The organism is Sphingopyxis sp. 22461, assembly GCF_052044915.1.
Lineage (GTDB): Bacteria > Pseudomonadota > Alphaproteobacteria > Sphingomonadales > Sphingomonadaceae > Sphingopyxis.
In genome coordinates this window covers 247,674-271,599 of the sequence record NZ_JBQENY010000008.1, presented here as the reverse complement: position 1 = coordinate 271,599, position 23,926 = coordinate 247,674, and the positions used below count along the sequence as shown (strand labels likewise).

Below are 23,926 nucleotides of genomic sequence, written 5' to 3'. Positions count from 1 at the left end.
GCGCGACCGGGCGGGCTTTGCCGCGATCGTGCGCAATGCCGAGGGACGGATGATGCTGGTTCGCGCGCATGGCAATTTCTTTGCCGCGCGGCCGGTCGATGCCAGCGTGATCGGGCGGCTCGACAAGGATTTCCTGACACTGACGACGCCGGAGCGGACATTCGGCGCGGTGACGCTGCAATTGGGGAAGGATGCGGGGATGTGGGCCAGCCGGATGCGCGAGTTCAGCCGTGGATAAGCTGCCCGATCCCGTCGTCTACGCCGTTCCTGCCTTCATCCTGCTGCTGATCGCCGAGATGCTCATCTCGCTGCGCGCCGACAAGAGCCGGTACGAGGCGCGCGACACGCTGACGTCGCTGATGCTTGGGACGGTGAGCCAGGTTGCGGGCGCGCTCGTCGGTGCGGCGGTGATCGGCATGTCGGTGTTTGTGTACCAGTTCCGCCTGTTCGACATCGGGATCGAATTCAGCCGCTGGTGGTGGGCGTGGGTCCTCTGCTTCTTCCTCGACGATCTGGCCTATTACGCCTTCCACCGCAGCGCGCACCGCGTGCGCTGGTTCTGGGCGAGCCATGTCATCCACCACAGCTCGCAGCATTATAATCTCTCGACCGCGCTGCGGCAGACATGGACGGGGTTTTTCAGCCTGACCTTCCTGTTCCGCCTGCCGTTGTTCCTGATCGGTTTTCCGCCCGCGATGGTGTTCTTCTGCGCGGGGCTTAACCTGATCTATCAATTCTGGATCCATACCGAGGCGATCAAGCGGCTGCCCCGATGGTTCGAGGCGGTGATGAACACCCCGTCGCACCACCGCGTCCATCATGGCGTGAACCCGCGCTATCTCGACGCCAATTATGCGGGCGTGTTCATCATCTGGGACAAGATGTTCGGCAGCTTCGTTCCCGAACGCGACGACGAGCCGGTGCGTTATGGGATCGTCAAACAGCTCGGCAGCTTCAACATCCTGTGGGCGGCAGTGCATGAATGGGTCGGGATCGCGAAGGACGTGTGGCACGCGCCGTGGCGGCACAAGCTCGATTATATGTGGCGCGAGCCCGGCTGGAGCCACGACGGCAGCCGCGCGACGAGCGCGATGATCAAGGAACGCTGGGCGGCGGGGCGGCCGGTGGAAGAACCGGCGGAGTAGGGCTGCCCTAAACCCGTTCGTGTCGAGCGAAGTCGAGACACCTCGAAGGCGCGCGCGACCGATGGGCATCTCGACTTCGCTCGATGCGAACGGTGAAGGGTATCAGCCCCCTTGCCTCACCCCCTAATGACATTCATGTAAGCACCCGGGCGACCGCCAGCAGGCGGCGTAAGGGAGAGTCGCAAGCATGGATCAGTTCGACATCATCGTCATCGGCGGCGGCAGCGCGGGGAGCGCGGCGGCGGGGCGGCTGGCCGAGGACGGCAAGCGTACCGTCTGTCTGGTCGAGGCGGGCGGGCGCAACGACAATATGCTGATCAAGACCCCGGGGTTCATGCCCTTCATCCGGAACAGCTCGAACTATAAATATGAAACGGTGCCGCAGGCGGGATTGAACGGGCGCACCGGCTATCAGCCGCGCGGGCGCGGGCTCGGCGGGTCGAGCGCGATCAACGCGATGGTCTATATCCGCGGGCATCAATTCGATTACGACCAGTGGGCGGCGCTCGGCGCGACGGGGTGGAGCTATGCCGACGTGCTGCCCTTCTTCAAGCGCAGCGAGGGCAATGAGCGCGGCGGCGACGAATTCCACGGGGGCGGCGGGCCGCTGAATGTGATGGACCAGCGCTGGCCCAATGTGACGAGCCGGCGCTTCGTCGAGAGCGCGGCGTCGCTGCAATTGCCGCGCACGGCCGATTTCAACGGCCCGAGCAACGAAGGCTTTGGCCTTTATCAGGTGACGCAGAAGGCGGGCGAACGCTGGTCGGCGGCGCGCGCCTATGTCGAGCCGCTGCAGGGGCATGGCAATTTCGTGGTGCGCACCGGCGCGCTGGTCGAGAAGATACTCGTCGAAGACGGGCGCGCGACGGGGGTGGTGATCCGCCGCGGGGGCAACCGCGAGACGCTGCGGGCGCGGGGCGGTGTCATATTGTCGGCGGGGGCGTTTGGCAGCCCGCAAATCCTGATGCTGTCGGGGATCGGGCCGGGCGCGCATCTGAAGGACAAGGGGGTTGAGGTGACGCTCGACCGCGCGGGGGTCGGCGACAATCTGCAGGATCATATCGACTATGTGTCGAGTTGGGAGACGCGCTCGACCGAGCCGTTCGGCGACAGCGCCGGCGGCACCTGGCGGATGGTGAAGGCGATCTTCGAGCACCGGACGAAACGCAGCGGGATCATGACGACCTGTTTCGCCGAGGCGGGGGGCTTTTGGAAATCGCGCCCCGACCTGCCCGCGCCCGACATCCAATATCATTTCGTGCCCGCGATGCTCGAAGATCATGGGCGCACGAAGGTGAAGGGGCACGGTTTCTCGTGCCACGCGTGCGTGCTGCGGCCCGAGAGCCGCGGGACGGTGCGGCTTGCGTCATCCGATGCCGCCGCGGCACCCGCGATCGACCCGGGCTTTTTGACCGACGCGCGCGATATGGCGACCCTGCGCGCGGGGGTGCGGATGATGCACCGCATCGCCGCGGCGCCGCCGCTCTCGGACTACGCCGGGGTCGACCGCCATCCAGTGGACCTCGACGACGATGCCGCGCTCGACGTGCTGATCCGCAGCCGCGCCGACACCGTCTATCACCCCGTCGGCACGTGCCGGATGGGGAATGACGCCGACGCGGTCGTCGACCCGACGTTGAAAGTGGGTGGCATCGACGGGCTGTGGGTTGCCGATGCGAGCGTCATGCCGCGGCTCGTTTCGGGGAACACCAATGCGCCGAGCATCATGATCGGGGAGCGGGCGGCCGATTTCGTGAAGGCGGCGCTGAACTAGGCGGTGCACGCTGCGGCCAGCAGCGCACCGCTTTGCGTGAGGTCATAACGGCTCGCCGGCGGACGCATATCGAGTATTTCGCGGGTCACCAGCCCGTGCTTGCCAAGCGCGGTCAGCCCCTGCGACAGCGCGCGCGGGGTGGCGGGGGTCAGCAGGCGCGACAGCGCGTTGAAGCGGTCGTGGCCCGCGCCGATCCCGACGACGAGCGGAAGTCCCCAGCGCGTCGCGGCACCGGGCGGCAGGTCAATTGCCGCTTGCGCCTCGCTAATCGTTGCGGCGCGTGCGGCGGCGGCGGCGCCGGCTTCGGTCAGGATATATTCAGGACGGAGCGGGTGGCCGTGACCGGGGTTGCGCGCCACCCAGCCGATCGTCGCCGCGGCCTCCAGCGTGCGCGTGAGGCTGTCGCGCGAGAGTCCGAGGCGGTGGATCAGTTCGACGAAGCGCGCACCCTTGTGTGCCGCCAGATCGGCGAGCAGCGGCACCAGCCAGCGATGGCTGCCGAGCTGAATCAGCACGGGGTCGGACGCGGTTGACGGCATTTGCAACTAACTATACAAACCAGACCATTGAGGCAAGCGATATGGGCCATGCGATTCTCCGCGGGGCTCGGTGCTTCGCGAAAAGGGAGGAATGGCATGGCGCTTCAGATCGGATCCGAACTCACCTGTTCGATGGGGGTCAAGGACATGACCGCGTCGATCGCCTGGTACGAGCGCGTGCTGTTGTGCGAGCTGCTCTATCGCGCCGACGAGCTTGGCTGGTGCGAACTCAAGACCCCGATGGCGGGGGTGAATATCGGGCTCAGCCAGGTCGAGGCGGTCGTGCAGGGCGGCGGCGCGACCAATGTGTTCGAGGTGGCTGACATCGAGGAGGCGAAAGTGCATCTCGATGCCGAGGGTGTGCGGCAGGATGGCGATATCCAGCATATTCCGGGGTTGGTGAAATTGCTCACTTTTTACGATCCCGACGGCAACGCCTTCATGTTCTCGCAGTCCGAGATCGCGGCATGACATCGCTCTGGTGGGCGGCGGCGGCGCTGATGGCGCCGGCCGCGCCCGCCGCCGAAGCCCCGTCGCTCGCCGCCTGGCATGGCAGCTGGGCCGGTAAGGGCGAGGCGTTCGGGAAGCCCGCGACGGCGACGCTCGACATCGCACCGGGCGTGGGCGAGGCGACGACGCTCGCCTATCGTCTGCGCATCGCGGGCACGCCGCCGATCGCCTATTCGGCCGAGGCGACGTACGCCTTCGACACGAAGGGGCGCGTGCGCGGAAAATGGACCGACAGCTATGGCGGGACGCGCGCGGTGGTCGGCGGGGTGAATGCGGCGAAATGGTGGACGCATTGGGGCAGCGCCGATGTCGAAATCGGCCGGTCGACCTATGTCCTTGAAGCGGACGGAAGACTCGTCGTCAGCGATTCGATTCTGCAGGACGACGGCAGCTGGCGCATCTTCGCCATGCTGCGCTATGCGCGCACAAATCGCTGAAAACTGCCGATTTTAGGCAGCATCTGTGTTGCGCACAAAAAAAGAGGGCCGGGACTTGCGTCCCGGCCCAGCCTTTCAGGCTCTCCCCTCCTGAAACTGTTGACGCAATGAATGCCATATTAATGTCATGATGGGAAGGCTTAAATTGCGGCAATGCTGCGCAAATTTTGTGCAACATTTCAGCGCCTGAAAATGGGCCGGAACGCGTCCGCGCCCGGCCCATCTCTCCCCGTCAGAAGCCCTTGCGAACCGTGACGCCGAAGGTGCGCGGCTGGTTCGTCGCGAAGCCGAGCCGCGCGCGCCCGCCGCGTTCGCGGTCGAAGGCGAGCAGCGCATTTTCGTCGAGCAGATTGTTTACATAGACCGAGATTTCGAACTCGTTCGGAAACTCGATCCCTGCGCCGAGGTTCACCAGCTGATAATCGGGCAGCTTGAGGTCAAGCGTCGTCGCCGAACCGATCGGCGCGCCGCCAAAGGTGAAGCCGTGGACGAAGGTCCGCGGGTTGTTTTCCTGATCGCCGGGCTGGGTATAGCGGCTGCCGACATGCTGGAAGGATGCGGTGACGAAGGCGTTGGTGTCCGACGACGCATCGATCGGGAAGCTGTAGGTCGCGTTCGCCGCCATCTGGAACTTCGGCACCGAGGGCAGGCGGTTGCCCTCGCGGATGCCCTCGATCACCGTCCCGTTCGGGCGCGTGAGCGTCGAATCGAATTCGGCCTCGACATAGCTGCCCGACAGCCCGAGATCGAGCCCGGTGAACGGGCTGGCCGACAGCTCGACCTCGAGCCCCATCGTATGCGCGTCGGCGTTGAACACGATACGCGACGAGCAACTGCCGGCATCGGCGGTGACCTGCAGATTGTTGATCTTGGTATAGAAGCCGGCGGCGTTGAACGTGATGCCACCGAACTGCGCCTTCACCCCGCCTTCATAGTTCCACAAGGTTTCGTCGTCGTAGCGCGGGCGGCCGCTGAAGGTCTGCGCGTCGGGGCCGTTCGGCACGCCGCCGTCGCACAGCGGCAGGTTGAGCGGATCGTTGACGCCGCCGAGGCGGAAGCCCTTCGACGCCTGCGCGTTGAGCGTGATGCCGTCGGCGACATCATAGCTGAGCAGCAAGCGCGGCGAGAAGCCGGTCGACGAGGTCTTGTCGCGGGCGTTGTCGCCGTTGGGGAATAGCCCGCCCGATACGAAACGCCGGCTTTCGTCGAAAGCATAATAACGACCGCCGAGCGTCGCGGTGAAGGCTTCGGTGAGATCGTAGCTCAGCTCGCCGAAAATAGCGATCTGCGACAGGTCATAAGGGATGTCGGCGTTATAGGGCGAATCGGGACCAAAGCCGTTGGCGAGCGCCGCCGAGGTGCCCGCGCCGAACCTCGCATCGGTGAACACGTCATAACCCGGCGTCGGAAGGCGCTGGGTATAGTCACGTTTGACGTTGGCATAATAGCCGCCGACGAGCCACTGGAAGGGGCCGGTTCCCGCCGAGTTCACCCGCAATTCCTGCGTGAATTGCTTGACGCCCGTGGTGTCGACAAGGTTCGAGGGCAACAATATGCCCGCAACCGGAAAACCGAGGTCGGCCGAAACGCTGCCCGTCAGCGCGCTCGCGTCGCGGCTGACGAGGATGTCGCGATCGGTGTAGGTCGTCACCGACGTCACGCCGATCACGTCGCCATCATAGCTCATTGTCAGGTCGAAGAGCTTGACCTCATCCTCGAACGCCTCGTCGAGCAGCAGATATTGCTGGCGTTCCTTGAAGGCCACCTGCGGCCGCGTCGTCGTGAACTGGTTGGCGAAGAGGTTATAGACCTCCTGCCGGTTGAAGCCGTCGGTCTTGACCTTCTGATAGACGAAGCGCGGGGTGATCGACAGATTCTCGGCAGGTTTCCACAGCAGCGAGAAGCGCCCGCCATAGCGTTCGCCGCTGTTGACGTCCTCGCTCTCGCCGCCGCCTTCGCGCAGCGCATTAATGAAGCCCGCGTAACGCGTATAATAGCCGACCGCGCGCATCGCGAGATTGGGGCTCAATGGCAGGTTGATCGCGCCCTTGAGGTGGCCGCCGAAATCGTCGCCGTCGACGAGGTTCACATTGCCTTCGACCTTGCCCTCGATGCCGTCGAGATTGGGCTGGTTGGTAATGTAGCGGAGCGTGCCGCCGACCGAACCCGAGCCGAAGAGCGTGCCCTGCGGCCCGCGCAGCGTCTCGACGCGGTTGAGGTCGAACAGGTCGAGGTCGGGGGTGAAGAGCGACAGCGAGACGACCGATTCGTCGAGATAGACGCCAACCTGTTCCTTCACGCCCGGCTGGTCGCGCGCGATCTGGCCCGCCGAGACGCCGCGCACCGACACCTGGCTTTGCCCGGGCCCGAGATTCTGGACCGTCAGGCCCGCGACGTTGCGCGACAGATCCTCGACCGTGCTCGCATTGGCGCGCTCGATCGCCTGTTCGGTCTGCGCGTTGATCGAAAAGGGAACGTCCTGCAGGCTCGCGTCGCGCTTGGTCGCGGTGACGATAATCTCGTTGCCGTCATAGCTGTTTGCAGGCGCGTCCTGCGCCACTGCCGGGGTGCTTGCAAGCGCAAGGCACGACAAGCCCGCGAGCATAGATGCTCGTGCATTCATGATAATCCTCCTCCTGATGGCCAATCTACGCTGGTCCGGGCGGGAGGGTGCGCTTCTTGTTTCCATTACGCAATGGCGCATGAATATTACGCGAAATAAAGGCCGGGACATGTTGCGCGCCAGCCACAGTAAGAAAATGACAAAAATGGACGGGACTGTGTCCCGCGCTCGCGGCCGTTCCCGCCACAAAAAAAGGCCGGGACCTGTGTCCCGGCCAGTGGCCGTTCGGGCCACAAACTTAAAAAATGGCCGGGGGCAAGCCCCGGCCAGTGGTTCGCAGGAGGAACCTCGGTAGGATCCCGCCGCCGCCGTTTGAAAGGAGAGAGACGTGCGGCGACGGGTCTCCTGTCTCGTCAGTAGTTGTAGGCGCGCTCCCCATGTTCGCCGAGGTCGAGCCCTTCGCGTTCGACCTCTTCCGAAACGCGGAGGCCGGTGAGCAGCTTGGCGACATAGATGGCGATGACGGTGCCGACGCTGGCCCAGACGATCGTCGCGGCAACCGCCGAAATCTGGGTCACGAGCTGCGGTCCGATCGCAAAATCGTCGCCGCCGGGGCCGCCAAGGCTGGGGGCATAGACGATCGCGGTGCCGATCGCGCCGACGATGCCGCCGACGCCGTGGATGCCGAAGGCGTCGAGCGAGTCGTCATAGCCGAGTTTGGGCTTGAGGACGGTCACGGCGTAGAAAGCGATCAGCGAGGCGACCGCGCCGAGGACGATGGCGCCGAACGGCCCCGAATTGCCCGCCGCCGGGGTCACCGCGACGAGGCCGGCGATGATGCCCGAGCAGAAGCCGAGCGCCGAGGGCTTATGGCCCGCGAGCTTTTCGGCGAGCATCCAGAACAGCGCGGCCGAGGCAGTCGCGACGAAGGTATTGATCATCGCGAGCGCGGCCGAGCCATTGGCTTCGAGCGCCGAGCCGGCGTTGAAGCCGAACCAGCCCACCCACAGCATGCCGGTGCCGACCATCGTGAGGGTCAGCGAGTGCGGCGCCATGATTTCCTTCTGGTAGCCGATGCGCTTGCCGAGGATCATCGCGGCGACGAGCGCCGAGACACCCGCGTTGATGTGCACGACGGTGCCGCCGGCGAAATCGAGCGCGCCCATTTCGAAGAAGAGGCCGCCCGCCGCCCACACCATGTGCGCGATCGGGAAATAGACGATCGTCAGCCAGATCGCGCCGAACACCATCACCGCCGAGAATTTCATGCGTTCGACGACCGATCCGAGGACCAGCGCGAGGGTGATCGCGGCAAAGGTCATCTGGAAGCTGATGAACACATATTCGGGCAGCTTGAAGCCGTCGCTGAACGTGTCGGCGAGGCTGTCGGGCGTGACACCGGCGAGGAAGAATTTGCCCCAGGCGATGAAGGCATTGCCCTCGGGACCAAAGGCGAGGCCATAGCCATAGATCACCCAGATGATCATCGCGAGGCAGGCGGCGGCGCCGATCTGCGTCATCGTCGACAGCATATTCTTGGTGCGCGTGAGACCGCCGTAGAAGAGCGCGAGGCCCGGCAGGATCATCAGGAGCACGAGCACGGTCGAGGTCATCATCCAGGCGGTGTCGCCCTTGTCGACCACGGCCGCGACCACCGGTTCGGGTGCCGCCGCGGCGACTTCCTGCGCCCAGGCGGGCAGCGCGGCGAACAGCGCGAGGCCGACGGCCCCGGCGCCCGCCGCAAATTTCTTTGCGAACGTCATGTTTTCCCCCTTCGTCATTACAGTGCCGCCTCGCCGGTCTCGCCGGTGCGGATGCGCACCGCCTGACCCACGTCGAGGACGAAAATCTTGCCGTCGCCGATCGAACCGGTTCCGGCGGTCTGCTGCAGCGTTTCGACAACCCGTGGTGCAAGCGCATCGTCGCAGACGAGCTCGATCTTCACCTTCGGCACCATGTTGGTGGCATATTCGGCGCCGCGGTAGATTTCGGTCTGCCCCTTTTGCCGGCCGAAGCCCTTGACCTCGGTCACGGTCATGCCGGCGATGCCCAGACCGGTGAGCGCTTCGCGCACCTCGTCGAGCTTGAATGGTTTGATGATGGCCAAGATCAGCTTCATGACGCCCCCTTTTGCTAATGGCACCATGTTGCACTGCAACGGCCGTGCCAGATTACGCGGGGCGCGCGAAAGTTAACATTTTGTGACGGCGTGAGCGGGGTAAGCGACCTATTCGGTCGTTCGGTGGGCAGGGAAGGCAGCGGATTGCCTAAAATTTGGGCAATGGCCGTCGCGCCCAGATCGGCAGATGGTCCGACGCGCGTGCCGCGAGCGCGCTCTGGTGGACGCCCGCCTCGACGGCTTCGAGGTCGGGGGTCGCGAAAATACGATCCAGCTTTGCGACCGGGCGGCGGCTGTGGAAGCTGTGGCCGGTGTCGACAAGCCGGTGGCGCTCGCCGAAATCGGCGAGGCAGCCGCCGCGCGGCCGCCATTCGTTGCAATCGCCCATCAGGATCGTCGGCAGATCCTCGCCCTCGGCGACATGGTTCAGGATCGCGCGCGCCTGCTGGCGGCGGCGCAGCCCCGAAATGTCGAGATGCATGCCGACGACGCGGAGCCGCGTTTCGCCGATGCGCACCGTCGCCGCGACGGCGCCGCGCGGCTCGAGCGTCGGCAAATGGAGCGCGTGGCTTTCCTCGACCACGGCGCCCTTGCGCACGAGCAGCGCGTTGCCGTGCCAGCCGATCGCATAGGGACGGCCGCTGAGCAGGTCGACCGGGACATAATCGCTATGGTCCTCGAACATATGCGGCGGGATCGCGCTCGCGCGCGTGCCGAAACGGCGGTCGGCCTCCTGCAGCGCGACGATATCGGCGTCGAGCTCGCCGAGCACCGACAGCACCCGGCCGGGGTCGCGGCGCCGGTCGAGCCCGATGCCCTTGCGCATATTGTAACTGGCGACCTTGATCATGACGTGTTTTTCAAGCGCTCAGGCCGCGTTTCCGTTCCCGCCGGACTCGAATTCGGCGATCAGCGCCTGCGCCTCGTCCAAATCCTCGTCGAGCACCATGATGCGGACGGGGATGAGCAGACCGACGCTTTCGGCGATGTTCATGCCCGCATCGAAGCACACCGCATGGACGCCGGCGCTCTCGAGCCGGCCGCGCAGCAGCTCGGCCTCGGCGCCGTTGGGAAGGCGCACCAGCTCGACCAATGGCATCAGGCGTCGCCCGCGATGAAACGGTCGGTCGGGCGCGTCGGCAGGCCGTCGATGCTTCGGTCGCGTTCCTTGAATTTTTCGACCCACAGCGTGCGGTCGGCCTGGCGGTGATATTTTTGCAGCGTGTCGCGCTCGTGCTGCAATTCCATCATCGGCACCCCCCAGCCGCAGCTCGTCTGTACGCTGTCGATATCGATCACGAAGATCTGGCGTGTGCCGGGAAGCAGGGTGAAGTTTGCGGCGAGCGCGTCCCACTCGGCATCCTGCGGCAGCACGGGGCGGCCGCGGCCATAGATACGCAGGATCAATGCCGTGCGATCGAAGGCGCAGAACATGATCGTGATGCGCCCGTCGGCGGCAAGATGCGCGTGCGTTTCGTTGCCCGATCCGCCAAGGTCGAGATAGGCGACCTGCGCGTCCGAAAGGACTTTGAAGCTGTCGGCATAGCCCTTGGGCGACAGGTTGATGCGCGCATCGGCGGCGGCCGTCGCGGTAAAAAAGACCGGCTGTTTTTCGATAAAGGCGATATGCTTGTCAGTCAGCGTATCGGTGAATTCCATGACTGTTCTCCGTATCGCGCCAGCCCTATCACCAATTCCTGCCCTCTTCTATCGCGGCTTCCTCGTCGGCGCGGGTGGCGCGGCCGAGGGCCTCGTTGCGATGCGGAAAGCGGCCGAAGCGGTCGACGATGTCGAAATGCTTTTGCGCATAATCCTGGAATATCGGGGCGTCGAACTGGGCGAACAGGCGCAGCGATTCGCGTTGGTCGTCCATATTCTCACTATGCTGGAAGGGCAGGCAGGCGAATTGGCGCCGCTCGTCGGGCCAGTTTTCGTGCCAGCCGCGCGCGACGATGCCGCGCGCGATCGCGCGGGCGAGATCGTCGGTCGCGAAGGCGTCGGCGTGACCGCGATAGATGTTGCGCGGCACCTGATCGAACAGGATCGTCGCGGCGAGCGCGGTGTCGGGATCGGTGAGGAAGGCTTCGGCGGGCTGCGATCGCAAAGCCTCGTGCCAGCCTTCCGCCAGATCGCGGACCGCTTCATCGAATTCGGCGCCGCCGCCGTACCAGTCGTCCATGCCATGCTCGTCAAACCAGAAGGCGAGGAGTTGCTGCGCCCAGTCGGCGGGGGGCGGGGCGTTTTCGTTTTCGACCAAGGTCTTTGTTCCCATCAAGCGTCATCCCGGCGAAGGGTGTTCAGAGGCACGTGACTCTGAAACCGGATCTCGACGTAACGGTTTGACGCAACGTGGAGATCCCGGCCTTCGCCGGGACGACGACTTTAATGTGGATCGAAGGGCGCGCAACCGCGCCCGAGCTTATTCGCCCTTGACGCGCTTGTACGGCACAAACTGGCCGAGCGATACGAAGCCGGCGTACATATGGCTGGTGCGGTCGCGCAGTTCGACGGCGTCGATGCTGCACAGCTGGCTGCCGATCGTCTTGGTGACGAGGATATCGTCATCGTCGAGCGATTCGGCCCCGCCCTTCGGCCGGTTGACCCAATAGGTGCTGCCGACCTTGTAGACGATCGCGGTCTTCTCGATGATCTGCGAACTGCGCGCGGTCGAGAGCGAGATGCAATCCTGCGGTTCGCCCGCAACGCGGCCTTCGAGCAATTTCGCGAGCTGGTCTTCGGGCGCGAGCTTTTCGCGCGCGGTGGCGGCGGGGGCGGCCGCGATGGCTGCGGCGGCAAGAAACGCCGGGATGAGGTGACGCATGGTTCGACTCCTGTCTTTCATACCCTACCCGGCGCCTTTTTGCGCCAACGTGCGTGAACAGGGGCTGACTCGCCGCCGTTTCAGCACGCCCCGTCGGGAAGCGGGATGCCCAGCGGACCTTTGCATTTCTTTTTCTTCGCGGGTTCGGCCGGGGTGCTGCCGCCCGTATTCGATCCGCTCATCCCGCCGAAATCGGCACCGACCATCAGCATGGTATGCGAGCGGAAGCGCACCTTCGCGGTCCAGTCGATGTTCCACGCCGCATTGCCCGCGGGCTTGGGCGGATAGGAGAAATTGGCCTCGGGCCCGAAAGCGTTGAGGTTGCCGATCAGCATTTCGCCCGACGCTTTCTTGACCTCGGCGGGGATCTGGCAGCTCGTCTGCGTTGGCGGCATCACGATCTTCTTGGTGATCAGATTCGCGACGACCGATGGCGGCAGCCAGTCCCACAGCCCGCCGCCGAATTCCTTCGACGCGCTGCTCGTCCACCAGACGATATCGCCCATGTCATTCTTGCCGCCGCCATTGCCCATGCCGCCGATCGTCCACGCGACATAGCCCGTAGCGTTCGGCACGCTGTTCCAGCGGACCATCACCGACTGGTCGCCCTGGATCGCGGTCGAGGCGCTGAGCCCCTGCATATAATCCTGCGCCAGCGTGAAGTTGATGTCGGGGCCGATATTGCTCGCGACGCGGTGCGCGCCGAGCAACGATGAGCCCGATCCGGGCTGCTTGCCGCCCTTGTTGTTCGGCCAGTCGACATAGGAACGGCTATTCGCCTTGCTCACTTCGCGGATCACCGGGACCGCGCTGGAGAAGAGATTAGGCGGCATCTGGCCCGCGGCGACCTTGGCGAAATCGATCACCACCGGCTGGCCTGGCCCCGCCTTCGCGCCGCAGCCCCAATAGAGCAATAGGCGGCCTTTCGGGCGTTCGAACGGGGTGGTTCCGGTCTCCTCCTTGCCCTCGATCGTCGTCAGCGGGACCGACTTGCCCATCTTCGCCTGCGGCAGGAAGAAATGGTCGCCCTTCGGTGGCGGCGCGGTGGCGGCATCATTCGAGCCGAGGCGGAGGAGGAGCTGGTGCGCGACCTTGCTCGACGGATCGCCGCCGAACATCATCCCCATCGCGCCGCCGAGGCCGCCCCTGCCGCCGCCCGCCATCGCGGCGAAGCCCGACATCGTCGCGACGTCCATTTCGTAACGCTCTTTGGGGCCGGTGGTTTTTTGCGCCGAGCCGGGAACGGCGGCGAGGACCGCGGCGACGGCGGCCACGGAAACGAAACGCAGATTCGAACGCATATTACCCTCCCTGTTGCAGGGGATCCCCCCACGGATGATGCGACCGATTCTTCTTCTGTTTGCGTAAACTATATGCGCGGGAGGGCGGAACGCCAAGTGAGGGTGATCACAGGCTGTATGCGATGCAAATCTTCGTCACCCCGGACTTGATCCGGGGCCTGCCTTCCTTCGCGAAGAAAAGGCGGGTGCCGGGTCAAGCCCGGCATGATGGATATGGGATCAGGCCGTGCCGCCCACCGTCAGCCCGTTGACCAGCAGGGTCGGCTGGCCGACGCCCGCGGGGACGCTCTGGCCGGCCTTGCCGCAAATGCCGATGCCCTCGTCGATCGCCATGTCGTTGCCGATGCCGGTGACTTTGGTGAGCACGCTCGGCCCGTCGCCGATCAAGGTCGCACCCTTGATCGAGTCCCCGAGCTTGCCGTTCTCGATCTTGTACGCCTCGGTGCAGCTGAAGACGAACTTGCCCGACACGATGTCGACCTGTCCGCCGCCGAAGCTTTTCGCGAAAATGCCGTTCTTGACGCGCGACAGAAGCTCGGCGGGATCGTCGTTGCCGCCGCGCATGAAGGTGTTGGTCATCCGCGGCATCGGGGCGTGGGCGAAGCTTTCGCGGCGACCGTTGCCGGTGGGCTCGACCCCCATCAGGCGGGCGTTGAGGCGGTCCTGCATATAGCCTTTGAGGATACCGTCCTCGATGAGCACCGTCTCGCCGGTCGGGGTGCCTTCGTCGTCGATCGAAAGCGAGCCGCGGCGGCCGCCGCCGACCGGGCTGTCCATCGCGCCGTCGTCGACGACGGTGACGCCGGGCGCGGCGACGCGTTCGCCGATGCGGCCCGAAAAGGCGCTCGTGCCCTTGCGGTTGAAATCGCCCTCGAGCCCGTGGCCGACGGCTTCGTGGAGCAGCACGCCGGGCCAGCCGGGGCCGAGGAGGACGGTGAACTCACCCGCGGGGGCGTCGACCGCGCGCAGATTGACGAGCGCCTGCGCCAGCGCCTCGTCGATCGCGCGGTTCCACTGCGCGGGTTCGAACAGATGGTCGTACATATAGCGACCGCCGAGGCCGAAATAACCGGTTTCGCGGCGGCCATTTTCCTCGACAACGATCGACACGTTGAGGCGGACGAGCGGGCGGATGTCGGTCGCGAGGAAGCCGTCGGCGCGGACGATCTCGACCACTGACCAGCTGCCCGCGAGCGCAACCGAGACCTGCACGATGCGGGGGTCACGTTCGCGCGCGGCGGCGTCGATTTCCTGGCAGAGCGCGACCTTCTTCGCGAAGGGGATGAGGTCGAGCGGGTTCGCTTCGTCATAGAGATGGCGGTTGGTGCGCGGCGGCGGCGCGGCGTGCGCCTGATTCGACGGATCGAGCAGCGCGAGCGTTTCGGCGGCGCGGCGGATCGCGCCGGCGCTGATGTCGCTGGCGTGCGCAAAGCCTGTCATCTCGCCCGACACAGCGCGCAGGCCAAAACCGGCGTCGGTCGAATAGTCCGCGGTCTTGAGGCGCCCGTCGTCGAAGCCGAAGCTCTCGGTCGCGCGATATTGCAAATAGAGCTCGCCGTCGTCGGCCTTGGCGAGCGCTTCGCGCGCGAGCGCCTGCGCCAGATCGGGGTCGAGCGCGTCGGCGCGATAGAGGAAGCGGCGGGGATCGAGACTGGTCATGCCGCCGATATAGGCACGCGCATCCCCCGACGCCAGCGGTCAGAGATAATTGACGGTGAGCGTGAAGGTGCCGCTGTAATCGCCCTCGGGCTGGTTCGCGGGAACGGTGAGCGTGCCGCCGATATAATAGCTCTGGACCCCGCTCGGCAGCAACGTCCCGCCGAGCAGCGCGATGCCGCCGCCGCTGGTGCTCGCGGCGCGCACAAGGCTCGCGGTCATCGGCGCCGCACCGCCGCCGGCGCGGGTGAGCGTGACCGAGGTACTGCCCGATACGGTGATCAGCAATATGCCGCCGGTGCCCTGGAACACCGCGCGCTGCGCCGCCGATCCGACCGGGGTGACGCCGCCGCCGGTCGTGCGCGCGTTGGTGACGGGGCTGATCGTGACGGTGCCGCCGGTCGCGCCGCTGATCAGCGTGCCGAAATCGAGATCGTCGGTCTTGATCAGCGTGTTCGGGCGCACGACCGCCGCGTTGGCGGTGCCGGGCATGTCGGCGGCATAGGCTGGTCCGCATAGCGCCGCGCTCGCCATTGCCACAGCGAGGATCAGGGCGCGAGTAGCCCCCCGACTATGTCTGGTCCCCTGAATCCCCACAGATTCTGCTCCTGTCTGGCACATCTTATGCCAGCGGGACCTTCATCACTGATGCATGGGGTTGGTGAATCGGCCGTTTACTTCCGGCCCGGGAATCACGCGTTGTCGGCAACGCCGACGTTCAGCCTTTGTCGGCGATCCCGCCGATCAGAATGAAGCGGCGGTCGCAATAGCCGCAGTCGGCGAAACCCTCGTCGGTGTCGATTTCGAGCCACACGCGCGGGTGGCCGAGCGCCGCGTCGGCGAGGCCGTCGCCGGTGCCGTCGCAGGCGATGCGGGTCTTGGGCGTGCGGATGGTTTCGGGTGCGGGCTGGGTCATCGACCGCGCCCATAGCAAGCAGGACGGGCGCCCGCAATCGGGTCTGCGTAATCGGTGTGGGCTTTGACGGCACCGGTGCGGGCACCCTTTTGGGTGCAAGTGGTCCCCCGGTGCCGTCTTCCCCCCACAGGAAGGCCTAAAGATAGTTTAAGGTGATCGTGAACGTACCGCTGTAATCGCCCGGAGCCTGGTTCGCGCCGACTTCGAGCGTGCCGCCGACGGGGAAATTATAGTTGCCGAGCGGCGAGGTGATGCGGAAGCGCGTCGGGGTCGTCGACAGGATCGCGGTCGGCGTGCTGCCGATCTCGAAATTGCGGACGCGCATCCGGACGCCCGGCCCGGTGATCCAGATAGTGTTCGATCCGAGCGAGATATTGACCTGGCGGTTGAAGCTGCCGAGCCCCGCGAAGCGCGCGGGCTCGCCGCCATTGCCCGCGAGCGTGACGCCGCCGGTGCGGCTGCGCGATCCGTCGGGCTCGATTGTCACCGTCCCCGCGGTCGCCGACGGAATGATATCGCCGAAGTCGAGGTCGTTGACCTTGAAGAAGGACAGCGGGCGAAGCACGATGGCTTCGGCCGCGCCTTGCGCGCTGTTCTGCGCCAGCGCCGGCGAAGCGGCGGTGGGCGCGATCAGGAGCGCAAAGATGGCTAGGCCGCGCTGTATCGACAGCGGGCAAATGATGTGGCTGGTCCTCACAACTGCTGCTCTAGCCGCGAGTTTCGAATTTAGCGTTAACGCGCGGCTGACGAAAAATTAGCAGGCTTTCGCGAGGGCTGGTGCGCGGCTATGGAGGCGGCCATGAGTGAAGCCGCCATCCGCATCGACGCCGTCTCCAAACTCTATGCCGGCGGCAAGCAGGCGCTCGACAATGTCAGTTTCGACGTGCCGCGCGGCCAGATTTTCGGGCTGCTAGGGCCGAACGGCGCGGGCAAGTCGACGCTGATCAACATTCTTGCGGGGCTGGTCAACAAGACGGCCGGCCATGCGAGCATCTGGGGCTTCGACATCGACGCCGATCCGCGCAACGCCAAATATTCGATCGGCATCGTGCCGCAGGAAATCGTCTTCGATCCCTTTTTCACGCCCTTCGAGACGCTCGAGAATCAGGCGGGTCTCTATGGCGTGCCCAAGGACAAGCGGATTTCGGACGAACTGCTCGCCGCGGTCCATCTGTCGGACAAGCGCGACGCCTATGCGCGTACGCTGTCGGGGGGCATGAAGCGGCGCCTGCTCGTCGCCAAGGCAATGGTGCATTCGCCGCCGATCATCGTGCTCGACGAGCCGACCGCGGGGGTCGATATCGAACTGCGCCAACAGCTTTGGGACTATGTCCAGCGGCTCAACGATCGCGGGGTCACCGTGGTGCTGACGACGCATTATCTCGAAGAGGCCGAGGAGCTGTGCGACCGGATCGCGATCATCAATCATGGCAAGCTGATCGCAAACAAGCCGACGCGCGAACTGGTCGACATGGCGCGCGAGAAGATCGTCGTCGTCACGCTCGACGCCGATGTGACGACGCTGCCGACCCACCCGGCGTTCGAAAAGATCGAGCGCGAGGGCGAGCGCGGGCTGGCGATCAGTTACAACAAGGACCGCATGAACGCGGGCGAGGTGCTCGCCGCGGTCAATGCGATGGGTCACGGCATCGTCGACGTGTCGACGCGCGAAGCCGATCTGGAAGATGTGTTCCTGAATTTGACGCGTGCGGCCAACGGATGACGGCGTCGCGCCGTCAGATTGTAGCGCTTCCCGCCGCTATGCTTTCTCTCTTTGCATTCAGAGGAAACGCCATTGCCATGATTCAGTCGTCGATCGTTTCAGATGCCTTGGCTTCCGCCGAGTGGATCGCCACCGCCTTGTCGTCGTCGGGCTATCGGGCTGATTTCACGTTGGCGAGTTTTGGCGAAATCGATCGTTTTTTTGACGAACATGCTCCGAGGGGAGTCGCTCGACCAGACGGACTACTCTCAGAACAGGTCGGATCGAGAATTTTTGCGATTGGCGCCTATGTCGGTGAAACGCTGCGTCGTCAGCTTGGCGGCGAGTGGGTAGCTGATGACAAAGACCCGGAAGTAGAAATCAATATAAGCATGAAGCTCGTCGATGGCTCTATTGTTTGGCCAGTTCAACGCGCGATGAAGCGTTTTCGCAACGGTCCCGAGGACAGCATCGTCGCTTACGGGGCCGCGCTGTCCGGGCAAAGCAAATGAGCGCTACCCCGCACGACGTCATCATCGTCGGCTCGGGCGCCGCGGGCCTTACCGCCGCGATCGCCCTCGCCGATCATTGCCGCGTGCTCGTGCTCGCGAAGGGCGAGCTGACCGGCGGGTCGACCGCGTGGGCGCAGGGCGGGATCGCCGCGGTGCTCGACGCGGGCGATACGTTCGAAAACCATATCGAGGATACGATGGTCGCGGGTGCGGGCCTCAACCGCCGCGAGACGGTCGAGTTTGTCGTCGAGAACGCCCCGCACGCGATCGAGCGGCTCGTCGAGATGGGCGTTCCGTTCAACAAGGATGCCGAGGCGCTGCACCTGACGCGCGAGGGTGGGCATTCGCACCGCCGCATCGTCCATGTCGACGACGCGACCGGCTGGGCGGTGCAGGCGGCGCTGCTCAAGACCGCCGAGGCGCATCCGAACATCACCTTGCTGCCCGGACAGGCGTGCATCGACCTGATCACCGGACGGCACGAGGAACGCTATTCGGGGTCGGGCCGCGTTTGGGGCGTCTATGCGCTCGACGAAAAGACGGGGAAGGTCCGCGCGCATGTCGGCCGCGCGACGATCCTCGCGAGCGGCGGGGCGGGGCGCGTGTATCAGTTTTCGACCGCGCCGCGCGGCGCGACCGGCGACGGCATCGCGATGGCATGGCGCGCCGGCGCGCGCGTTTCGAACATGGAAATGATGCAGTTCCACCCGACCTGCCTCTATAATCTCGACGTCAAGAATTTCCTGATCACCGAGGCGGTGCGCGGTGAGGGCGGAATCCTGAAGCATCCGGTCACGGGGCATCGCTATATGCCCGATTATGACGTGCGCGCCGAACTCGCGCCGCGCGATGTCGTGGCACGCGCGAACGACGACCAGATCAAGCGCTCGGGGCTCGATTATGTCCACCTCGACATCAGCCATCAGGATCCCGATTTCGTCGCGGGGCATTTCCCGAACATCTATGAAAAGCTGCTGACGCTGGGCATCGACATGACGAAGCAGCCGATCCCGGTGGTGCCCGCGCAGCATTATACGTGCGGCGGGGTGCTGATCGACCTCGACGGACGCACCGACCTGCCGGGGCTTTATGCGGCGGGCGAGTGCACCGAGAGCGGGCTGCACGGCGCGAATCGTCTCGCGTCGAACTCGCTGCTCGAATGCTTTGTGTTCGGCGAGGCGGCGGCGAAGCATATCATCGAGAGCTGGGACCAGCTCGACACGCCGCCCGCGATCCGGCCATGGGACGCGAGCCGCGTCACCGATTCGGACGAAGAGGTGGTGATCAAGCAGAACTGGACCGAAATCCGCCGCTTCATGTGGAATTATGTCGGCATCGTGCGCACGACCAAAAGGCTGGAGCGCGCACGGCACCGCATCGACATGATGACGCACGAGGTCGAGGATTATTACGGCCATTTCCGCGTCACCACCGACCTGATCGAGCTCAGAAACCTGCTGCAATGCGCCGAGCTGATCGTGCGCAGCGCGCTTCACCGCAAGGAAAGCCGCGGGTTGCATTACACGCTCGATTACCCCGATCTGCTGCCGCAGGCGGTCGATACGGTGCTGGTGCCGTGATCGGTGGCTAAAGGGTCGCGGACGAAGCTTCCGCCGCCCTATCTGCGGCGGGTGTGGATGCGTGAGCCCTCCCCGGACGCGGACAAGCCCGCGGTCGATCGCGATCGCTATCCCTTCAATATCCCGCTATTCGCCGACCCCGCGTTCGAAATCCGGCTCGAGAAACCCGTCACGATATTGGTGGGCGAAAATGGCTCGGGCAAATCGACCTTGCTCGAAGCGATCGCGGTGCTCGCCGGATTCAGCGAGGGCGGGGGCGGCTATGGCCATATGGCCGTCGAGCGGTCGGACATTTCGGGAAGCGATGGCGGCATATTGGCCGATGCCCTGCGCGCCGCGTGGTTCCCCAAGATCGGCAAGGGCTTCTTTTTCCGCGCCGAAACCTTCTTCACCCTCGCGCGCTACGTCGATCAGGCCGCCTATGACGTTGGCGCAGGACGGCCCGATTATCTGTCCTGGTCGCACGGCGAGGGGTTCCTGGGTTTTTTCGAAGAGCGCGCCGATCAACAGGGCATCTATATTTTCGACGAACCCGAATCGGCGCTGTCGCCGTCGCGCCAGTTCGAATTCCTAAAATTGCTTCGCCGCATCCAGCGCGCGAACAACAGCCAGGTCATCATGGCGACGCATTCGCCGATCCTGATGGCGCTGCCCGACGCCGATCTGTGGCAGATCAGCCCGCTCGGCATCGAGCCGGTCCAGCTCGAAGACACGGCGCATTACCGGCTCTATCGCGAATTTATGCTCTATCCGCACGAGACGGTCGAGGCGATGATCGAATAGGCGGTCAGCCCCCGACGCCGAGCAGCCGCCCGACCAAAATCAGCACGATCGCGCCGATGACCGAGGCGAGGCAGCCCGCGCGGCTGAAGTCGCCGCGGCCGCGCGAGGTCGCGAGGCCCGCAAGAAGCGAGCCGCCGATGCCGAGCAGGATTGTGGCGATCCATCCCATCTCGACCGCGCCGGGATAGAAGAAGCGCGCGAGTGCGCCGATGACGAGGCCCGAGATGATCGCGCCGATGATGTTGATCATGCATTGAATCCTTCATTGAGGAAGCGCTCGGCGAGTGCGGCGTGCAAGGCGGCGCCGCGCGCCATCACGCTCTCGTCGAGCACCATATGATTCGAATGGAGGCCGCAGCATTGGCGCCAGTCGCTGCCCGCCGCGCTCGCACCGAGCCAGAACATCGCGCCTGGGACTTTTTCGAGGACGTAGGAGAAATCCTCGGCGCCCATCACCGGATTGTCCATCGTCAGCCAGGCTTGCTCGCCAAAGGTCTCTTCGACCACCGACTGGCCGAAGCTCACCGCGCGGGCGTCGCATATGGTGACGGGGAAACCTTCCTCGATCGTCACCTCGGCGGTGCAGCCATGCGCCTCGGCGATCGCGGGGGCGAGGCGCTTCAGCTCGCGCGCGACCATCGCGCGGCGTTCGGGCGAGAGCGTGCGGATCGTGCCGAGCATCTCGGCGGTTTCGGGGATGATATTGTTCGTCGTTCCCGCCGAAATCTTCGCGATGGTGACGACCGCGGGGTCGAAGACCGAGATGCGGCGTGTCACCATCGTCTGGATCGCGGTGACGATCGCGCAGGCAACGGGGATCGGGTCGATGCTGTCGTGCGGCATCGATGCATGCCCGCCCGCGCCCTTGACGATGATCGAAAGGACATCGGACGAGGCGAGAAGCGGCCCCGCGCGCCCCGCAAAAATCCCGTGCGGCGCGTTGGGCATGATGTGGAGCGCGAAGGCGGCGTCGGGCAGCGGGTCGATGATCCCGTCCTCGAGCATGAAGCGCGCGCCATGATGCCCCTCCTCGCCCGGCTGGAACATGAACATCACCGTACCGGGCAGCCGGTCGCGCGCCGCGCAGAGCAGCTTCGCCGCGCCGACGAGCATCGCGACATGCGTATCGTGCCCGCACGCGTGCATCGCGCCGGCGATCTCGGAGGTGAAATCGAGCCCGGTGTCCTCGAGCAAAGGCAGCGCGTCCATGTCGCCGCGCAGCAGCACGGTGCGCCCGTTCGCGGGGCCGCGGAGGATCGCGATCAGGCCCGTGGTCGACGGCCCCTCGCGAAATTCGAGCGGCAGCCCGGCGAGCGCATCCTTGATCTTCGCGAGCGTCTTCGGGTTCTGCAGGCCGAGCTCGGGCTCGCGGTGGATCGCGCGGCGGAGGTCGACGAGGTCGCCGAGGAGCGTTTCTGCCTCGGCGGGCCAGCTGTGCGATGCGATGTTCATCGCTTTGGAATGATGCTCCTAGAGCTATTTGTCGAGTCTCGATCCGCCCTGTTGTGGGACAGCAGCTATCGCATATGATTGCACTCACGCACGCCTAGTGCGTGAGTGATGTCTTGGGGGTGGGAATGGCCAAAAAGGGCAGCGTTTTTAGGCAAGCCTTCATCGATAATTGTCGAAAGGCAATAATGGACGCGAACGCGGCTTCTGGGATTAATCACCCAGGGATGCGGGGTGCTGTTAGAGAGATCGCGGCTGGTCAAATATTTAGCAAAGTTATTCCTCCAGAAGTAAAAATTGGAACAGGGAAGCTGGTCTCCTGCCAAGGGGAAACCTCTTCTCAAATTGACCTCATTCTCTATTCGCCTTCAATACTCCCGCCTTGGCTTCATGATGAGAAGAATGGGTTCTTTCCGATAGAGTCGGCGGCATATGTCATCGAGGTGAAGTCTAAGCTGACCACCGCGAAGCTTAAGGAGGCTTTAGCCAACGCTGCGTCAGTCGCCGCCTTGCCGATGGTTCAATCGGATCACTGGGGATTGAGCAACGAGGCAGGGAAAATCGTGCAAGCCGTCACTCGTAACCCGATTGGTCCGGTAAAAGCGTTATTTGCGTTCGCAAGCGATCTATCGGGAAACCGGGAAAGCGAGCTTGATCGTTATCGGAAATATGATCCTGACGCCGACACAAATCCCATAATCAATGCCATATGCGTTGTGGGGAAGGGGTACTGGTATCACAATGGCGGATGGAAGTTTGTGCAACCTTCCTTCGAATATGACGAGATCATGTCGTTTCTGGGTGGCGTGACAAATACGATTCCTCAAATTCTGGTCGGAAAGGGGCGACCGAAATTTGGTAGCTATTTGGAGCCGGAAGGATCTTCCCACGTAGCCTGCTGATATTCGTGGGCATTCGCTGTTAACGCCCACCAAACAATTGCCGACCCGCCAGATCGAGCATGATTTCCTCGCTGCCGCCCCCAATCGCGTTGACGCGGACTTCGCGGTAGATACGTTCGACCTTGCTGCCGGTGATATAGGACGCGCCGCCGAGGACCTGTGCGGCCTCGCGCGCCACGCTTTCCAGCATCCGCGTCGCCTGCACCTTGAGCATCGCGAAGTCGGCGGGGCGGTCCTTGCCTTCTTTGACCTGCCACGCGCAGAGATCGACCCACGCCTGCGTCGCCTCGATCTGGCGTTCCATGTCGGCGAGCTTGATGCGGATCGACTGGTGACCGACGAGCGGCTTGCCGAAGGTCTCGCGGTTCTGCGCCCATTCGGCGGCCTCGGCCATCGCGACGCGCGCGTAGGCGCAGCAACCCATCGCCATGCCGAGCCGCTCGCTGTTGAAATTGCGCATGATGCCGATGAAGCCGGCATTCTCTTGGCCGATGAGGTTTTCGGCCGGGACGCGGACGCCATCGAAATGGATCGCGGCGGTGTCGCTGCAGCGCCAGCCCATCTTGTCGAGCCGCGTGCGCTCGACGCCGGGGCTGTCCATGTCGATGAGGAGCAGCGAAATGCCCGCGGCTCCCGGCCCGCCGGTGCGCACCGCGCAGGTCAGCCAGTCGGCGCGCATGCCGCTGGTGATGAACATCTTGCCGCCGTTGACGACATAATCGTCGCCGTCCCTGACCGCGGTCGTCTTGAGGTTCGCGACGTCGCTGCCGCCGCCTGCCTCGGTGATGCCGAGCGCGATGATTTTCTCGCCCGCGAGGACGGGCGGCGCGATGCGCTGCTTCAGCGCATCGGAGCCGCGCGCGATGATCGGGGGCAGGCCGATGCCGTGCGTCATCAGCGAGGCGCCCACGCCCCCCGCGCCGACCGCGGCGAGTTCCTCGGTCAGCACGAGGCTGTGGAAATTGTCGAAGCCGGTGCTGTGCCCGCCATATTGTTCGGGAAAGCGGAGGCCAAGGATGCCCGCCTCCGCAGCTTTCTTGTGGAGTTCGCGCGGCAACTCGCCCTCGGCCTCCCAACGGTCGATGTTGGGCGCGATCTCGCGCGCGACGAACCGGCGGAGGCTCTGCGCCAGCGCTTCGTGGGTTTCGTCATAATAGGGCGATCTTGCGCGCCAGTCGTCAAAGGCTGTCATGGCGCGATGCTGCGCGGCGTTGACG

26 protein-coding genes and 1 pseudogene are annotated in these 23,926 nt (G+C 64.6%); 10 read left to right on the top strand and 17 right to left on the bottom strand.

The window, feature by feature from the left end; all coding sequences use genetic code 11:
* The 3 genes and pseudogenes from ACTJI5_RS15335 to ACTJI5_RS15325 all read left to right on the top strand — a co-directional run.
* A pseudogene (locus ACTJI5_RS15335) lies at positions 1–238 on the top strand (hypothetical protein); the annotation flags it as partial.
* The gene (locus ACTJI5_RS15330) at positions 231–1,145 is read left to right on the top strand and encodes a sterol desaturase family protein (RefSeq protein ID WP_440860927.1); all 915 of its coding nucleotides are present in this window, start codon (positions 231–233) and stop codon (positions 1,143–1,145) included. The pseudogene ACTJI5_RS15335 and the gene ACTJI5_RS15330, both read left to right, overlap by 8 nt.
* Positions 1,146–1,332: 187 nt before the next feature.
* Positions 1,333–2,919, top strand: coding sequence for a GMC family oxidoreductase (locus ACTJI5_RS15325; protein WP_440860926.1), 1,587 nt, complete (start codon positions 1,333–1,335; stop codon positions 2,917–2,919).
* Here the strand turns inward: ACTJI5_RS15325 and ACTJI5_RS15320 are convergent.
* Positions 2,916–3,458, bottom strand: coding sequence for a winged helix-turn-helix transcriptional regulator (locus ACTJI5_RS15320; RefSeq protein ID WP_439513214.1), 543 nt, complete (start codon positions 3,456–3,458; stop codon positions 2,916–2,918). The genes ACTJI5_RS15325 and ACTJI5_RS15320 overlap by 4 nt on opposite strands.
* Before the next feature lie 96 nt (positions 3,459–3,554).
* Here ACTJI5_RS15320 and ACTJI5_RS15315 point away from each other — a divergent pair, with 96 nt between their 5' ends.
* Positions 3,555–3,929 (top strand): VOC family protein, encoded by a 375-nt coding sequence (locus ACTJI5_RS15315; RefSeq protein ID WP_310255582.1) that lies wholly within the window; start codon positions 3,555–3,557, stop codon positions 3,927–3,929.
* Positions 3,926–4,405, top strand: a complete 480-nt coding sequence (locus tag ACTJI5_RS15310; protein WP_440860925.1) for a hypothetical protein — start codon at positions 3,926–3,928, stop codon at positions 4,403–4,405. The genes ACTJI5_RS15315 and ACTJI5_RS15310 overlap by 4 nt, the downstream gene beginning before the upstream one ends.
* 232 nt (positions 4,406–4,637) lie before the next feature.
* Here the strand turns inward: ACTJI5_RS15310 and ACTJI5_RS15305 are convergent, their stop codons facing one another.
* The 13 genes from ACTJI5_RS15305 to ACTJI5_RS15245 all read right to left on the bottom strand — a co-directional run bounded on the left by ACTJI5_RS15305 (position 4,638) and on the right by ACTJI5_RS15245 (position 16,478).
* The gene (locus ACTJI5_RS15305) at positions 4,638–7,028 is read right to left on the bottom strand and encodes a TonB-dependent receptor (RefSeq protein ID WP_440860924.1); all 2,391 of its coding nucleotides are present in this window, start codon (positions 7,026–7,028) and stop codon (positions 4,638–4,640) included.
* Between the two features lie 353 nt (positions 7,029–7,381).
* On the bottom strand, positions 7,382–8,731 hold the full coding sequence (locus ACTJI5_RS15300; RefSeq protein ID WP_440860923.1) for an ammonium transporter: 1,350 nt from the start codon (positions 8,729–8,731) through the stop codon (positions 7,382–7,384).
* Between the two features lie 17 nt (positions 8,732–8,748).
* Positions 8,749–9,087: a P-II family nitrogen regulator gene (locus ACTJI5_RS15295; protein WP_037513494.1), complete on the bottom strand. Its 339-nt coding sequence runs from the start codon at positions 9,085–9,087 to the stop codon at positions 8,749–8,751.
* A gap of 148 nt (positions 9,088–9,235) precedes the next feature.
* Positions 9,236–9,937 carry an endonuclease/exonuclease/phosphatase family protein gene (locus ACTJI5_RS15290; RefSeq protein WP_440860922.1) on the bottom strand — a complete coding sequence of 234 codons (702 nt, stop codon included), beginning with the start codon at positions 9,935–9,937 and terminating at the stop codon, positions 9,236–9,238.
* Between the two features lie 18 nt (positions 9,938–9,955).
* Positions 9,956–10,186 (bottom strand): putative signal transducing protein, encoded by a 231-nt coding sequence (locus ACTJI5_RS15285; protein WP_058537549.1) that lies wholly within the window; start codon positions 10,184–10,186, stop codon positions 9,956–9,958.
* Positions 10,186–10,746: a pyridoxamine 5'-phosphate oxidase family protein gene (locus ACTJI5_RS15280; protein WP_058537550.1), complete on the bottom strand. Its 561-nt coding sequence runs from the start codon at positions 10,744–10,746 to the stop codon at positions 10,186–10,188. The genes ACTJI5_RS15285 and ACTJI5_RS15280 overlap by 1 nt, the downstream gene beginning before the upstream one ends.
* Positions 10,747–10,774: 28 nt before the next feature.
* Complete coding sequence (locus ACTJI5_RS15275; protein WP_440860921.1) at positions 10,775–11,359, bottom strand: DUF924 family protein; 585 nt, start codon at positions 11,357–11,359, stop codon at positions 10,775–10,777.
* A 147-nt stretch (positions 11,360–11,506) separates the two neighbouring features.
* Positions 11,507–11,908, bottom strand: a complete 402-nt coding sequence (locus ACTJI5_RS15270; RefSeq protein ID WP_440860920.1) for a hypothetical protein — start codon at positions 11,906–11,908, stop codon at positions 11,507–11,509.
* 80 nt (positions 11,909–11,988) lie between these two features.
* Positions 11,989–13,209 carry a hypothetical protein gene (locus ACTJI5_RS15265; protein WP_440860919.1) on the bottom strand — a complete coding sequence of 407 codons (1,221 nt, stop codon included), beginning with the start codon at positions 13,207–13,209 and terminating at the stop codon, positions 11,989–11,991.
* 219 nt (positions 13,210–13,428) lie between these two features.
* Positions 13,429–14,868, bottom strand: coding sequence for a metalloprotease TldD (tldD, locus tag ACTJI5_RS15260; protein WP_310255568.1), 1,440 nt, complete (start codon positions 14,866–14,868; stop codon positions 13,429–13,431).
* Between the two features lie 39 nt (positions 14,869–14,907).
* Positions 14,908–15,399 (bottom strand): DUF4402 domain-containing protein, encoded by a 492-nt coding sequence (locus tag ACTJI5_RS15255; protein WP_058800982.1) that lies wholly within the window; start codon positions 15,397–15,399, stop codon positions 14,908–14,910.
* A gap of 184 nt (positions 15,400–15,583) precedes the next feature.
* A complete protein-coding gene (locus tag ACTJI5_RS15250; protein ID WP_037513506.1) occupies positions 15,584–15,781 on the bottom strand; it encodes a zinc-finger domain-containing protein in 198 nt (65 codons plus the stop codon).
* Positions 15,782–15,917: 136 nt separating this feature from the next.
* The gene (locus tag ACTJI5_RS15245; protein WP_440860918.1) at positions 15,918–16,478 is read right to left on the bottom strand and encodes a DUF4402 domain-containing protein; all 561 of its coding nucleotides are present in this window, start codon (positions 16,476–16,478) and stop codon (positions 15,918–15,920) included.
* Positions 16,479–16,580: 102 nt separating this feature from the next.
* On the opposite strand from ACTJI5_RS15245, the gene ACTJI5_RS15240 reads away from it, so the two are divergent.
* From ACTJI5_RS15240 to ACTJI5_RS15225, 4 genes are read left to right on the top strand one after another with little or no spacing between them, the layout of a single operon-like run.
* Entirely contained in the window at positions 16,581–17,504 is a 924-nt protein-coding gene (locus tag ACTJI5_RS15240; RefSeq protein WP_440860917.1) for an ABC transporter ATP-binding protein, read from the top strand.
* The gene (locus ACTJI5_RS15235) at positions 17,501–17,995 is read left to right on the top strand and encodes a hypothetical protein (RefSeq protein WP_440860916.1); all 495 of its coding nucleotides are present in this window, start codon (positions 17,501–17,503) and stop codon (positions 17,993–17,995) included. The genes ACTJI5_RS15240 and ACTJI5_RS15235 overlap by 4 nt, the downstream gene beginning before the upstream one ends.
* Positions 17,992–19,575, top strand: a complete 1,584-nt coding sequence (gene nadB / locus ACTJI5_RS15230) for an L-aspartate oxidase (protein WP_440860915.1) — start codon at positions 17,992–17,994, stop codon at positions 19,573–19,575. The genes ACTJI5_RS15235 and nadB overlap by 4 nt, the downstream gene beginning before the upstream one ends.
* 57 nt (positions 19,576–19,632) lie before the next feature.
* Positions 19,633–20,358, top strand: coding sequence for an AAA family ATPase (locus ACTJI5_RS15225; RefSeq protein ID WP_440860914.1), 726 nt, complete (start codon positions 19,633–19,635; stop codon positions 20,356–20,358).
* A 4-nt stretch (positions 20,359–20,362) separates the two neighbouring features.
* Here the strand turns inward: ACTJI5_RS15225 and ACTJI5_RS15220 are convergent, their stop codons facing one another.
* Both ACTJI5_RS15220 and ACTJI5_RS15215 read right to left on the bottom strand, forming a co-directional pair.
* The gene (locus tag ACTJI5_RS15220; protein ID WP_310255550.1) at positions 20,363–20,608 is read right to left on the bottom strand and encodes a GlsB/YeaQ/YmgE family stress response membrane protein; all 246 of its coding nucleotides are present in this window, start codon (positions 20,606–20,608) and stop codon (positions 20,363–20,365) included.
* Positions 20,605–21,810 carry a M20 metallopeptidase family protein gene (locus ACTJI5_RS15215; RefSeq protein WP_440860913.1) on the bottom strand — a complete coding sequence of 402 codons (1,206 nt, stop codon included), beginning with the start codon at positions 21,808–21,810 and terminating at the stop codon, positions 20,605–20,607. The genes ACTJI5_RS15220 and ACTJI5_RS15215 overlap by 4 nt, the downstream gene beginning before the upstream one ends.
* 125 nt (positions 21,811–21,935) lie before the next feature.
* Between ACTJI5_RS15215 and ACTJI5_RS15210 the strand changes: the two genes are divergently transcribed.
* Positions 21,936–22,709 (top strand): DUF6602 domain-containing protein, encoded by a 774-nt coding sequence (locus ACTJI5_RS15210; protein WP_440860912.1) that lies wholly within the window; start codon positions 21,936–21,938, stop codon positions 22,707–22,709.
* Between the two features lie 19 nt (positions 22,710–22,728).
* Here the strand turns inward: ACTJI5_RS15210 and ACTJI5_RS15205 are convergent, their stop codons facing one another.
* The gene (locus ACTJI5_RS15205) at positions 22,729–23,901 is read right to left on the bottom strand and encodes an acyl-CoA dehydrogenase family protein (RefSeq protein ID WP_440860911.1); all 1,173 of its coding nucleotides are present in this window, start codon (positions 23,899–23,901) and stop codon (positions 22,729–22,731) included.
* Positions 23,902–23,926 lie beyond the last annotated feature (25 nt).

Bases quoted from the DNA above. Each gene is read 5' to 3' on its own strand.
- ACTJI5_RS15280 (WP_058537550.1), bottom strand. From the start codon at position 10,746: ATGGAATTCACCGATACGCTGACTGACAAGCATATCGCCTTTATCGAA.
- ACTJI5_RS15285 (WP_058537549.1), bottom strand. From the start codon at position 10,186: ATGCCATTGGTCGAGCTGGTGCGCCTTCCCAACGGCGCCGAGGCCGAG.
- ACTJI5_RS15220 (WP_310255550.1), bottom strand. From the start codon at position 20,608: ATGATCAACATCATCGGCGCGATCATCTCGGGCCTCGTCATCGGCGCA.
- ACTJI5_RS15250 (WP_037513506.1), bottom strand. From the start codon at position 15,781: ATGACCCAGCCCGCACCCGAAACCATCCGCACGCCCAAGACCCGCATC.
- ACTJI5_RS15310 (WP_440860925.1), top strand. From the start codon at position 3,926: ATGACATCGCTCTGGTGGGCGGCGGCGGCGCTGATGGCGCCGGCCGCG.
- ACTJI5_RS15235 (WP_440860916.1), top strand. From the start codon at position 17,501: ATGACGGCGTCGCGCCGTCAGATTGTAGCGCTTCCCGCCGCTATGCTT.
- ACTJI5_RS15320 (WP_439513214.1), bottom strand. From the start codon at position 3,458: ATGCCGTCAACCGCGTCCGACCCCGTGCTGATTCAGCTCGGCAGCCAT.
- ACTJI5_RS15265 (WP_440860919.1), bottom strand. From the start codon at position 13,209: ATGCGTTCGAATCTGCGTTTCGTTTCCGTGGCCGCCGTCGCCGCGGTC.
- nadB (WP_440860915.1), top strand. From the start codon at position 17,992: ATGAGCGCTACCCCGCACGACGTCATCATCGTCGGCTCGGGCGCCGCG.
- ACTJI5_RS15275 (WP_440860921.1), bottom strand. From the start codon at position 11,359: ATGGGAACAAAGACCTTGGTCGAAAACGAAAACGCCCCGCCCCCCGCC.
- ACTJI5_RS15315 (WP_310255582.1), top strand. From the start codon at position 3,555: ATGGCGCTTCAGATCGGATCCGAACTCACCTGTTCGATGGGGGTCAAG.
- ACTJI5_RS15205 (WP_440860911.1), bottom strand. From the start codon at position 23,901: ATGACAGCCTTTGACGACTGGCGCGCAAGATCGCCCTATTATGACGAA.
- ACTJI5_RS15225 (WP_440860914.1), top strand. From the start codon at position 19,633: ATGCGTGAGCCCTCCCCGGACGCGGACAAGCCCGCGGTCGATCGCGAT.
- tldD (WP_310255568.1), bottom strand. From the start codon at position 14,868: ATGACCAGTCTCGATCCCCGCCGCTTCCTCTATCGCGCCGACGCGCTC.
- ACTJI5_RS15305 (WP_440860924.1), bottom strand. From the start codon at position 7,028: ATGAATGCACGAGCATCTATGCTCGCGGGCTTGTCGTGCCTTGCGCTT.
- ACTJI5_RS15270 (WP_440860920.1), bottom strand. From the start codon at position 11,908: ATGCGTCACCTCATCCCGGCGTTTCTTGCCGCCGCAGCCATCGCGGCC.
- ACTJI5_RS15290 (WP_440860922.1), bottom strand. From the start codon at position 9,937: ATGATCAAGGTCGCCAGTTACAATATGCGCAAGGGCATCGGGCTCGAC.
- ACTJI5_RS15255 (WP_058800982.1), bottom strand. From the start codon at position 15,399: ATGGCGAGCGCGGCGCTATGCGGACCAGCCTATGCCGCCGACATGCCC.
- ACTJI5_RS15215 (WP_440860913.1), bottom strand. From the start codon at position 21,810: ATGAACATCGCATCGCACAGCTGGCCCGCCGAGGCAGAAACGCTCCTC.
- ACTJI5_RS15295 (WP_037513494.1), bottom strand. From the start codon at position 9,087: ATGAAGCTGATCTTGGCCATCATCAAACCATTCAAGCTCGACGAGGTG.
- ACTJI5_RS15300 (WP_440860923.1), bottom strand. From the start codon at position 8,731: ATGACGTTCGCAAAGAAATTTGCGGCGGGCGCCGGGGCCGTCGGCCTC.
- ACTJI5_RS15325 (WP_440860926.1), top strand. From the start codon at position 1,333: ATGGATCAGTTCGACATCATCGTCATCGGCGGCGGCAGCGCGGGGAGC.
- ACTJI5_RS15240 (WP_440860917.1), top strand. From the start codon at position 16,581: ATGAGTGAAGCCGCCATCCGCATCGACGCCGTCTCCAAACTCTATGCC.
- ACTJI5_RS15210 (WP_440860912.1), top strand. From the start codon at position 21,936: ATGGCCAAAAAGGGCAGCGTTTTTAGGCAAGCCTTCATCGATAATTGT.